10 protein-coding genes are annotated in these 11,137 nt (G+C 53.7%); all 10 read right to left on the bottom strand.

The features are described from left to right. Positions 1–71 precede the first annotated feature (71 nt). Positions 72–2,858 (bottom strand): DEAD/DEAH box helicase, encoded by a 2,787-nt coding sequence (locus tag ACR80S_RS16935; protein ID WP_435403878.1) that lies wholly within the window; start codon positions 2,856–2,858, stop codon positions 72–74. 31 nt (positions 2,859–2,889) lie between these two features. Next, positions 2,890–3,276 (bottom strand): type II toxin-antitoxin system VapC family toxin, encoded by a 387-nt coding sequence (locus ACR80S_RS16930; RefSeq protein WP_435403877.1) that lies wholly within the window; start codon positions 3,274–3,276, stop codon positions 2,890–2,892. Between the two features lies 1 nt (position 3,277). Next, a complete protein-coding gene (locus ACR80S_RS16925; protein WP_435403876.1) occupies positions 3,278–3,517 on the bottom strand; it encodes a type II toxin-antitoxin system Phd/YefM family antitoxin in 240 nt (79 codons plus the stop codon). Between the two features lie 183 nt (positions 3,518–3,700). Beyond that, positions 3,701–4,819 carry an HNH endonuclease gene (locus ACR80S_RS16920; RefSeq protein WP_435403875.1) on the bottom strand — a complete coding sequence of 373 codons (1,119 nt, stop codon included), beginning with the start codon at positions 4,817–4,819 and terminating at the stop codon, positions 3,701–3,703. Then, positions 4,819–5,538 carry an OmpA family protein gene (locus ACR80S_RS16915; protein WP_435403874.1) on the bottom strand — a complete coding sequence of 240 codons (720 nt, stop codon included), beginning with the start codon at positions 5,536–5,538 and terminating at the stop codon, positions 4,819–4,821. The genes ACR80S_RS16920 and ACR80S_RS16915 overlap by 1 nt, the downstream gene beginning before the upstream one ends. Then, entirely contained in the window at positions 5,535–7,403 is a 1,869-nt protein-coding gene (locus ACR80S_RS16910) for a hypothetical protein (protein WP_435403873.1), read from the bottom strand. Before ACR80S_RS16910 ends, ACR80S_RS16915 begins: the two co-directional genes overlap by 4 nt. A gap of 30 nt (positions 7,404–7,433) precedes the next feature. Then, positions 7,434–8,483, bottom strand: a complete 1,050-nt coding sequence (locus ACR80S_RS16905) for a toxin-antitoxin system YwqK family antitoxin (RefSeq protein WP_435403872.1) — start codon at positions 8,481–8,483, stop codon at positions 7,434–7,436. Positions 8,484–8,545: 62 nt separating this feature from the next. Beyond that, on the bottom strand, positions 8,546–8,896 hold the full coding sequence (locus ACR80S_RS16900; RefSeq protein WP_435403871.1) for a DUF2628 domain-containing protein: 351 nt from the start codon (positions 8,894–8,896) through the stop codon (positions 8,546–8,548). 53 nt (positions 8,897–8,949) lie between these two features. Further along, a complete protein-coding gene (locus tag ACR80S_RS16895) occupies positions 8,950–9,420 on the bottom strand; it encodes a DUF2846 domain-containing protein (RefSeq protein ID WP_435403870.1) in 471 nt (156 codons plus the stop codon). A gap of 123 nt (positions 9,421–9,543) precedes the next feature. Next, positions 9,544–10,062 (bottom strand): hypothetical protein, encoded by a 519-nt coding sequence (locus ACR80S_RS16890; RefSeq protein WP_435403869.1) that lies wholly within the window; start codon positions 10,060–10,062, stop codon positions 9,544–9,546. Positions 10,063–11,137: the final 1,075 nt, after the last annotated feature.

Here is an 11,137-nt window from a genome sequence, read left to right as displayed (position 1 = left end):
GCTTGCGTCGAGGTCAGTTCGTTCATGGCGTCCTCCTATGCATCAGAGGACACCAGTCTGCCCGACGCTACTCAGCTCCAGAAGATGGGGTTCGTGGAGCGCTTACCCTGCTCGAGTTGCTTGCGATCGATCAGCGCCGCGGGGTTAAGGCAGGCTAGCCAGCGCTCATACCATGCTTGTGTGGCACTGGCATGGCTCAGTGGCTCATAGCCCTCCCCCTTGGCCGACGCGGGAAACTTCGGACGCGGCGAGGCGGGCCCGATGGGCGGCGCATAGTTGAGGAAAGTGAGCAGGTAGGTTTTTCCGAACTTCTGGCGGTAGGCGCCAAGATCATCCAGACCAAACGCCCCGAGGCCGACCAGATGCTGCATCAACCCGAGCATGAGGCCATTGGCCGGTTCGGCATCAATGCGATAGCCCAGGGTGTTATCTACCGTCTTGGCCCAGGCGTTGGCCGCCTGGTTGGCCCGCTCCAGGGGCCATCCCACGGCCGCGATACCAAGCCGGTTCAGTGAACGCCCCACCTGGGATCGCCAGCCGAGATCCTCCAGGGCCTGCCACAGCATCCGCTCGCGAATCAGCTTGAGCAGTGGCGCCGGCTCTGCGACCTCGCCGGACTGCTCGAAGAATTCAAAATCGGCTCGGTAGCGCTTGTCCGGGGGCATGAACTCGCGCAGGTATTGCGGCAGTGTCAGGCGCCCCTGATGCCCTTTCCCTTGCTGCCCACCCCCCTGACTCGCCTGATCATTCAGCCACCAGGCCTCGAAGCGCGCAGGCAGCTCGAGCAGGGGCAGCGGCTCCGTGCTGCTCTCCAACAGCTGCGTCAGCGCCATGCGCACATTGTTCTGCCAGGTGCGTGCGGCGAAGAAACCCGCACGGTGGGTGGCATCCTGCACGGAATCGCTGAAGGTGAGCAGCTTGCGGTCGTCGTTATCGCGGCTGCTGAACAGCTGGTGAATGGCCACCGCGCTGAGGCTGGCCGCCCGGGCACCGAACACCACCAGGGCGGAGCGGGCCGAACACCAGGGGCAGTCGTGCTCGTGAATCACCTTGTTGACGCTGCCCCGCTTCACCTCCTTGAGCTGATGAGGCTTGCTGACCCGCACCAGCGCATCAGCGCCGGCCTGGCAGCCCTTGCACTCCGCACCGCCCCCCACCGCGGCGGTGGTGCCGCACTCGCGACACACCCGGAAGTGCTCCAGCCGCATGCCTGCCGGTGACTGCGCTTCCCCCCGCTGCCAGGGCAGCAGCAGCGTCGTTTCCTGCTGGTGGCCGAAGAAAGCCGAATAGATGGCCTGAAGCTCGGTCTCCACCACCTGATCGGTGGGATGACTCATCTCCATGCGCGTTAGCCAGGCCGTGCCGTGACATTCCCGGCACTGCACCAGCGGCAGGCGAACCAGGCGCTGATCCCTGGGCGGCTGGTCATCACCAAACGACAGCAGCGGCGGCGGGCGGCTAGTCGAGTCATCCTCTACCAGCGCCTCCGTGGGGACTGCAAGTGGACCAGGCTCGCGCAGGCTGCCCACGATGCGGCGCAGCTCCCGAGACCACAGCTGCAGGCGCAGCTGAACGAAGGCCCTTCCCACCGCATCCCGCGCGTGGGCCATCAAGGAGAGCAGCGCGATCAGCGCGAGCTCGGGCTGACGCTGCAAGCGAGAGGGAATCTGGGCGGCCAGCCGCTCGGCCAGATCGCGGAACGTCGGGGTTCCCGGGCTCAGCTTGAGCTGGCGCAACAGGTTGGCCAGCTGCCCGTGCTGCTTCAGTTCCCGGCCCAGGGCAGTGCGGCCGGAGTCTGTCATCAGGTCGTCACCCGGCGGCTTGCTGAAGTAAAGCTCATAGGCCTTGTGCAGATAGGCCGAGAGGCCATCGCGCAGCGCGACCCTGAGGTCTTCTGGCCCGACCTCGGGGTTGGGCGAGAGGAAGGCGATGTTGTCGAGAAACTCGGAATCGGTCTGACGCTGTTCGCTGATCACCGAATCGCGCCGGAAGGGGCTTGAGAAGATATCGCCGGCGTAGTGCAGCAGCCCGCTGATGCTCTCTTCTCCCCCGAGGGTCGCGGAGGTGCCTACACAGATCAGCTGATCCGGCGTCATATCGAAACGCGCGCGCAGGCGGCGAATCAGCAGAGACAGATCGGTGCCCTGAGCGCCATCGAAGGTGTGCAGCTCGTCGACCACCAGATAGCGCAGGGTCTGCGGCCCGTTATGGGCCCACAGCGACTGATCCTTGGGGCGCATCAGCAGGTAGTCGAGCATCTTGTAGTTGGTAAGCAGCACATCCGGCGGGCTCTCGCGCAGCACCGCCTTGTCGGTAATCACCTGCCCCGGTCCCATGGTCTGGCTGCCACCGGCATCGCCGCCCACAAACAGCCCCACCCTGAGGCCCTTGAGCGCCGGCTGGCTGTGAATGATCTCGGCGAAACGCTTGGCCTGGTCCGTGGCCAGGGCGTTCATGGGGTAGATCACGATCGCCTTGATACCCGGGCCGCCCTCTCGCTGGCAGTGGTCCAGCACCGGATAGAGGAAACATTCCGTCTTGCCAGAACCGGTACCGGTGGCCACCAGGGTATTCACCGCCGGGCCGCTGGAAACGAGCCGCTTCCAGGCCTGTTCCTGATGGGCGTAAGGCGGAAATTCTGTCGCAAGGCTCGGGAAAAAATCCCGGCCGGCAGCGCCAGTCAGAAACGGCAGTCCAACAGAGACGTAAGGGCCCTTGAGGAACGCCTCGCCCTCCTGCTGCTCCTCCACCAGGCGGCGGAACTCGCCCTTGAATGGCGCGGTTTCGGTTTCATAGCCGGTGACGATGAATTCGCGTAGCGCCGCGGAGACTTCGCTGGCTAGCAGGCCGGGGATCATAGCGGTCCTTGTTGAAATCGGTTTCGAAGGATCAAACGCGGCGAATGGGGCCGGGGTACTGTGCCACCCACTCATCAGACGTCAGTAGCAAAAGCCCCTCAGCTTCTGCCTGGGCGACCAGGATCCTGTCGAAGGGGTCTTTATGAATAGGTGGCAGGTGCGCTATCCCCAGGGTGTGCTGGGCGCTGATGCTCAGCTCGCTGTAACCGTTGTCGATCAGGCCGCGCCTCAGCAGGTGGGGATCGACATGGAAGTCTGGCCGCTGCAGGCCATTCTTGATCACCACCTCCCAGAGGCTGGCAGCGCTGAAATAGAGCCGGTTATCGTCATCGGTGATCAACACCACCGCTTCGGCCGATAGCTTCTCGGGCTCAGCGGCCGCCCATAACAGGAGGTGGGTATCCAGGAGCAGGTTCACCTCAAGCTCCGAACATGCTGGCGATTTCCTGCTCGGCCATCCGGTCGAAATCATCCGGCACGCTGAACTGTCCGGCCAGGAACCCCAGGCGCTTCTGATGGCCAGGCTCCGGGCTATCGATGGGAGTGACACGCACCATCGGTTTGCCCGCCTTGGCGATGATGAAGCCTTCACCCTCCTGGGCGCGGGCGATCAGCTGCGAGAGCCGCGTCTTGGCTTCATGGATATTGACGGATTCCATTGCACATCCCCCACTTGGTCAAGCCAGGTTAGTTTACTATGACAGACAATAGCCCAGCAAAGCGCAACGCTCCAGTGCTGTATTCGGTGGCAAGGTGCGGACGCCATGCGGTCACAACTACTAGCTGATTATCTACTAGCTGATTATCCGTTCCCCAAGCCAGTGCCAAGAGTTAAGGTCTTTTCAAAGAACCTCCTTGACTTGGTGAAACTTGTCAATAGCGCCATGAACACTGAAAATCTTCCAGCCCTGTGTTATTGCAAAATTTCTATCTTCTTCATCAATAGCAATGCCAACCATATTTTTCCTCCAGGCAAGCTCAAGCATACCCTTAACTTCACCGTTCACGTCAGTAATATCAAGGCCTACTTCAGGAATAGTTAGTCGCTCCGCGCGACACTGCTCAATAAATCCTCTGAGCCCTGAATCTGCCAACTCCATGACCTGTTGCCAGTTATCTGGCTCATCAAAGTGCTGCTCTTGACGAAGCCGCATTATCGCCTGACGATCGGAGTGTGAAACATACATTCCTTCATGAAAGGCCTCTTTGCTGTGGCAATCAGCACATAACGCCTTCAAATTATCTAGACAATTATCGCTCTTAACACCATTGACGTGATGAACATGGAGTAGTTGAGGGCGATTAATAAGTGAGACACTACATTTTTCGCATTTATAATTTCGTGACTGCCGATACGAACGAGAAATTTCAGCCCAGTCGCGAGTATAACCCTCTTTTTCACCCATTCTACGGCGCGGATGGTGGGAGAAGAATGAGCTATAAGTCTGGAAGAACTCGTCAAGATCAAAGCTCATGAAAGCCGAATAATTACCCGGCTTGCTATAACCCTTGTAATTAAGGTATTTTAAACAGTTTTTGCAGACCTTAAGTGCTGCATTCCCCTCAACAGGCTTACGAGACATATAGTCATAGCCAGTGATATGAAACTCACCCGAAATATCATTGGTCACCACATATCTCTCAAAGCGCCCCTTATTCCTCATATCATGAATAGTTCTGCACTCGGATACGTGATATCTCTTACCAGACTCAGAATCAAGCAAGGCTTCCTGAACTTTACTGCCATGATCCTGAATATAGAGAAGAACCTGTCTTCCGCGATAAGACAGCAGTCCATCTTCAGCATCAAGCTCGCCAATATCTTCCAGCTCGATACCATCGCCAACAAGTTTATCTTCCCAAGGCTCACGCTCAACATCGAGCACAAACTCATCCTCGACCGGAGGCCCCATGCGATTAGCAGCAGCAAAGAGTTCGCTGAGATCAACCTTTAACTTCATCAGGTACCTTCCAGAATCTGACGAATTTGAGTTTCAGCATTGGTAATCACCCTAAAAGTCACACGCCTGGACCGGTCAGGATCTTCGTCTCCGCCTTCATCCAGAATTACTCGGGAAGATGAAAACCCAACAGCAGCAATATTCGACTTCACCCATCCTTGATGATCATAAACTCTTTCGAGATTATAAAGATGATCAAGAACTGAGCGAGTCCTGCCCTGCGAAAGCTCCATATTGTTAAAATAGGCTTCTGCATCTGTCGAACCAGCTGCCCATACACTACTGGTGTGCCCCTCGATGCGCACCTCGTTTATTGAATCCGAAAAATCCAGGAGGATATTCAAATATCTGGGAAAGAAATTCCCAAGAATATCTTGGAATCTTGGTCGAAGAGCTACTGAACCGGTGGCAAAAAGCACATCTGGCGACTGAAATGTAAAGGCCAGTGTTTCGTCGTCTACATTGGCATCCCAAGCATCAAGGTCATCTCGAAACTCGTCCATCAATGCATCATAAATAGCCACCTGGTTTTCCTGATAGGCCACGGCAACCTCCTTGATACGATCACGCTCCAGTAGTGCGTGCCGCATCAAGGCGATGGATATGAACAGGAACACCATCATCAATCCAGCCATCAGATCTGATACTGAAAGCCAATGATGCTCATCACCGCTGCCACCACCGTGGCCTTTTCCAAAAAGACGTTTTAACTGGCTCATCGGGTGTACTGCTCGCTATTAGCCGATTGAACAACTTGGTGCATCTGCTGAGTCAGCCGCTGATAGTCGTTTGTAAAACGGCCTGAAATCTGAATCAACGCACGTCCCATCTCTGTCAAAACACGCTCCAGTTCTTGCTGCATGCTTTCATCAATAGATTTAAGCTGTGAGTTGACGCTTTCACCGGTAAGTTTCACTGCCTGACGCATTACACCATCCATCTGCTGGAAGGCCTCATTCATCTGACGTGTCTGCATGCTGGTCATTTCTTCTACTGAACGCGCAAGCCGTTGCTGCATCTGCTCAATACTCTCATTCACTTGAGATTGCACAGTGGTAATATGCTGCTCTGTCTGCTTGCCGGCATCAGTAAGCGTCTGACTCAGCGATTGACTTTCCTTGGTCAACGTCTCACCCATGTTACGTACATGGCTATTAACGTCCTTAAGGGCTTCTTCCAGTTGCTCAGCTATTTGCTCAGAGGTTGAAGCGAGAGTAACTGATGATTGGTTTAGACTGCGGGCTACGTTGTCGAAGTTTTGGTTCACTGACTCGGAACCCTGAATGAGGACTTCAGTAGCTTTGGCAGCTCCATCTCTAATCTTCTCTGCAGCATCCTTCGCACTACTTGAAAGATCATCACTAAGTTTTTCAACACCTTCCTGCGTGGTGCTCTGAAACTTTTTGAGGAACTCCTGGAGCATGGAATCATGAGCTTCAATATAGTTATCTGAATCATCCAGAAGCTTCTTGTAGTGTTCGCTTGCACTCTGTGCAGCACCGGATACATCACGCACGGTATGCTCCACCTGCTCACGAATCATGGGCACAGCTTCGACAGCCGCATCTCTCATTCCCTTGAACGCTTCAAGATGGTTGGTCAATTCATTGAGCTGATGGTGAGTGGTCTCAAGAAGCGTTTTCAGTCCCCCCATGGTCTCGGGAATGGACCCTGCCTTCTCGCTGATGTGGGCAACCGACTGTTCAGTCTGAGTGATTGCCTGAACACCGTGATCATACTGGTCCTTCATATCAGCAAGCTGACCTCGGTAATTCTCCTGCCACTCAACCAGCTTTTGGACGGAAGCATCCAGTGCCTTGAAGTTATCACCAAATTGTTCCGTAAGGTTGTTATTGAAATCAACAATGACTTCCTTCAGAGCATTGATAACTGTTTCAGTAGCAGATCGAGAAAGCATTTCTGCAAAATCCTTGAGCTGCTGCTCAAGGTCGTGAGTAAAACGCTCAAAACGCTCTGATTGTTGCTCTGAGTGCCTGTGAAGCTCGACCATTACATCCAGCTGCTTCTTTCCTGTCTCATCAATCATCCCAAGCTTGTCTCCCAGATCACGGTTATCTGATCGGAGGAGTTTTAATTGGGACAACAGCGAGCTATCTTCATCTCCGGCGATGGAATGTCGCAGCTTTTCAAGGCTCGCTGACTGGGCTTGAAGAGAGGCATGAATATCCTCTGGCCCTACCTCATCAGGACCAATGCCTTCGACAGTCTTCGGTTGCATAAGAGGAACACTAGTCGTTACCACTTTGTAGGCAATCGCGGCCGCCATGCCCAGCAAGCTGGTCATGAAAGCCGTTTGAAGGCCACCGAGCAGAAGTGAAATGCTACTGTCGATATCGGAAGGATTGAAATGCATAAGGCCGATCACGATACCGATAAAAGTACCCAGGATACCAAGTGATGTCAGCAGATTAGGCGCATAGTGTGTGAAACCGCGCATTCGATCGGCACGATAGAAAAACAGGGCGCTTATAAAAGCAATTATGATCAGCCAGAAAAACAGGAAGGTCACGCCCTGTGCCTCCTGGCTTCTCAAGAAATCTTCAAGCAATATAGCGGGGTTCATCTCAACTCCTCAGGCTCATAAAATCTAGAATCACTTTGCAAAGTCATTAGCGAAAAGAGCGTATTCATTTGCAGCTTCCAACATTTCATCAAATAATATCCTGACCTCTTTGCGCCTGTAAGCAGAATATAACGAAACCCATACCTTAGGTCTTAAAACAACACCAACGAAAAATAACGCCCTTGATATCCGGCCGTCCTTATAGACAGCACGGCCAACATAAACGCCATTCCACAACCAGACATTTAATTCGCCGCTTCCATGAGAAAGAATACCATCGAGAATTTTCTCACCTCCACTCAAATATATCTTTTGAGCCATCTTGGATTCAGATTGGTTTATATCTATTTCGATCAAAACAGATCCATCTTTCCTGAAAAGAATGCAGCGCCCTTCTGGATGTCCGTTTTGGTAGTTCATTCTTTTCCATATCTGACCAGACTCATACCAGAATTCAGATAATCCATGCGGCGCACCATCGCACTTTCTCACCACACTTTTTTTCTGGCCTTCACGATAAGCATCGGTGGTAATTTCAAACCTCAACTTCTCAAATTCAATCACGTCAGCATTGATTTCACTGATCCTTTTTCTTGCATCTGAAACCAAATCCTTATCGGAAAGCTTATCAGCCAGGCTAATGAGCAAAGAATAATCTAACCTCAACGCATTAAGTGAACGAATCTTCGAAGCCGGTGACCCGCTGTATGCAGTCTCGAGAGAATATCTTTTAAACTTTATTCTATCAACGACACATCCAATCTCAGCCCTACCTGACTCAACAAGCATAGCTTCGAGCTTTGAAGCAATGTTCCGACGATCAAAGTCGCCAACCTCAGGAATAGCCAGCCGATATGCCTCGATTAGCTTTCCTCTAACATCTCGGATCTCTGATAAACTTAAATTACGGCTTTTCAAGCTACGCAGCTCAGCTTCGAGCCGATAGCATTCAGACTTCAGGACCAAAACTCCGGCGCTTTTATCTATCTCTTCAGCCGCGAAGGTCAGAAGTTCGACACCCTTGCTGACAGCTCCTACAGTCGCTTTTGTGGTTCTTTTTAAATCGCCAAAAAATGACATCCACCATTCCTTAGATAAACGACCTTGATGATTTATCAGACTGACAGCACATTGCGATTAGCCTAAAGTGGTTTTTCTGTGTAGAGGGCAACGGCCCCATCGGGATTCGATGCCGAGACGGTATCCACATGATCATAGCCACGGTTGGCGAGGTGCTTTTCTCGCCAGCGGTTGCCGTTGATGCCACAGGCAACATAGACCCCGAGAGAAATCAGTGCGGCCAGGGCACCGATGCCGGTGTCGACAGGAAACATGGCAAGTACGATCACGGCGACCAGCAGGCCCGCACCGAGGCCCCACATCTTCTTGACCAAGGCCCAGATGGGTCCGAAGAAGAAGCCTGGCCAGGACCAGCCCAGCTTGACGGCTTCGTGGCGGTCTTCGGGGTGGTGGTAGACCTCGTATTTCTTCATGTCGCACTCCGCCATCGTAAGCGCCGCACACAATGGCGGCGCCCATTTCACATCTAGAGTTCGCGGCTACAGTTGCCGCCCGCGGCCAGGTCAAGCTTGTTCACTTCCCGCATACCGCTCTCTTCCTCGTGCTGTCGCATGTTGGCACCGCCGACGAAGGCACCCATCCGGATATACTGCTCGATGAAGTAGTTATTTCCGGCCTCAGCGAACAAAGTCATGGTGTTGGGTGAAAACTCAGACTCAGTCGCGACCTCATGCTCCTGCCCCCCTTCGACCTGGTGATAAAAGAACACCCCGCGGGCACTTTCACCGATACACTCGCCATTGATCCAGATATCCTTTTTCAAGGCAGCACCAAACGGGGAGTCCTTCCTAAAAACGTAAACGCCCGCCTTTCCTCCTTCTGGATAGACAAACTCTTTCGCTTGGGTTGATTCTTGATTTGGCGCCATATTGACCGAGGCGCAACCCGTCATGACAACGAGGAGAGCGAGTGCGACGATTGTCTTCAACGGATTCATGTATAAATTCCCTACGGTTATTCTATTGATTTGTTGGCAACTTCGTATCACCAATCTTGAAATCCTGCTACTAACCCTTTTAGCTACAGGAAAGCACCACCCGAAGGCGGTGCCAGCGCAAGATCAGATCTTTCCGAGGTACTGCATCTTGTCGCGCATGTGTGAAGGCACATCCTCGACAAGCACCAAGGTGATTTCTGAGACTCCGTCTGAGTTGGAAGCGACGCTTTCACCAAGTGAAGCGTTAATTGAATCTGGTGTCAGGTTGTACATGGCGCCGGTAAGCGGATCGACAATCAGCCATCCAATGAGGCCACCGAAGAGCAGGTTACCGCCGATATACCAACCGTTGGGGCTGGAGTTAATCATCATGGTGCGGCTTGCATAACCATCCTTGGAAATCTCGACAGTGTAGGTCTTGCCGCCGAAGTAGCTCCCATCTGACTTACGCAGCTGGACTGTAGTAGGTGTAGTACTTGAGTGCACTTCCATGCTGCGCTCATCGGTGATCATTACATTGGCGGTACTCGGGCTGCTGTTAATCGTTACCGTCTGTTCCTTATCGCCGACGATTGTGGCACACCCAGTCATAATGGACAGAGTAGCGATAGCAGTTGTCAACTTGTGCATTTTCATTTTCATGTTCCCTTTTTTCCTTTGCGTTAATTGGCACCATCATGGCGCCGTACATTCTGTGGCTCTTGCGGCCACGGCATTTGGCTTCATGCCAAATTCTTTTCATTCTCAAAAATCCCCCACGCCACCCGATAGTCCTCCTCCCGATCCGGGCGGAAGAACGGGGCCTTGTACTCCACGGTAGTTTCCCAGGGGCCGTCGGGGAGGGTGTCGTCTTTATAGGTTTTGCGCACGACGCCTTCCTGCATGTCCTTGATGACTTCCCAGCCGAGGGGGATGCCATAATTTCGTGAAGAGTCCGTGCGCTCGGGGGATTCGATGGAGTAGTGGGTACCTTCCTTCAGCTCGGCGGGCTTGGCCTTGCGGGGCAGGCCGACGCCGACGAGGCCTTTGCTGGGGGTGAAGACGATACGGCCGTTCTGGTCGTACCAGGTGTCGGCTTCATACTGGCGCATCACCGGGAACTGGACGCGGTAGATCGTCAGCAGCTCTTCCAGGGTGAGGCCCAGCGCCCGGGCGACGAGGACGTCGATTTCCACCAAGGCCTGGCGGCGGGCGTAGTCACTGCGCAAGGCATTTTGGCGCTGCCATTCGGGGATGAGGTTGGCGAAAAAGCCCCTTGGTAAGGCGCTCTCGGGGACGTGATCAGCGGCGGCCCACTGCTGCTGAAGGAAGCTATCTTGCCAATTGGATTGCCAGAGGTCGGCGTAGTGGCTTGTGAGACTGGTTATCGCCAGTACACGGCTATGTAAAGCACCTCGTATCATTGATCCAAATTTAGGGATAGCGATCAGGTCGAGCAACTCACGCAGGATATGCCCTTTCCCGGTCGATTTTATAAAGAAATCAACAGGCATGCTCAGGCAAACTGCAGTAAAATCCAGCATCTTTACTTGGTTATCAAAGGCTGTAGCAAAGACAGTAAGAATGTGCCGAGGTCCCGGTGGGACAATCGCCGGAATCATCGTGTGTTCAGATGATGGCGATACATCTCTTCGGTTCACAAACCGATAATACTCCGTCACCAACCGCACCCGATGCTCGCCCTCTTCTACCCAGGGCACGCGCGGAGTGCGGTCGC

This window comes from Halomonas salsilacus, assembly GCF_051216275.1.
Lineage (GTDB): Bacteria > Pseudomonadota > Gammaproteobacteria > Pseudomonadales > Halomonadaceae > Halomonas.
This window is presented reverse-complemented; position numbering and strand designations above follow the sequence as displayed.

What these genes read in the sequence shown, in the direction of transcription:
- ACR80S_RS16935 (WP_435403878.1), bottom strand. Translation starts at nt 2,858, where the DNA reads ATGATCCCCGGCCTGCTAGCCAGCGAAGTCTCCGCGGCGCTACGCGAA.
- ACR80S_RS16925 (WP_435403876.1), bottom strand. Translation starts at nt 3,517, where the DNA reads ATGGAATCCGTCAATATCCATGAAGCCAAGACGCGGCTCTCGCAGCTG.
- ACR80S_RS16920 (WP_435403875.1), bottom strand. Translation starts at nt 4,819, where the DNA reads ATGAAGTTAAAGGTTGATCTCAGCGAACTCTTTGCTGCTGCTAATCGC.
- ACR80S_RS16915 (WP_435403874.1), bottom strand. Translation starts at nt 5,538, where the DNA reads ATGAGCCAGTTAAAACGTCTTTTTGGAAAAGGCCACGGTGGTGGCAGC.
- ACR80S_RS16910 (WP_435403873.1), bottom strand. Translation starts at nt 7,403, where the DNA reads ATGAACCCCGCTATATTGCTTGAAGATTTCTTGAGAAGCCAGGAGGCA.
- ACR80S_RS16905 (WP_435403872.1), bottom strand. Translation starts at nt 8,483, where the DNA reads ATGTCATTTTTTGGCGATTTAAAAAGAACCACAAAAGCGACTGTAGGA.
- ACR80S_RS16900 (WP_435403871.1), bottom strand. Translation starts at nt 8,896, where the DNA reads ATGAAGAAATACGAGGTCTACCACCACCCCGAAGACCGCCACGAAGCC.
- ACR80S_RS16895 (WP_435403870.1), bottom strand. Translation starts at nt 9,420, where the DNA reads ATGAATCCGTTGAAGACAATCGTCGCACTCGCTCTCCTCGTTGTCATG.
- ACR80S_RS16890 (WP_435403869.1), bottom strand. Translation starts at nt 10,062, where the DNA reads ATGAAAATGAAAATGCACAAGTTGACAACTGCTATCGCTACTCTGTCC.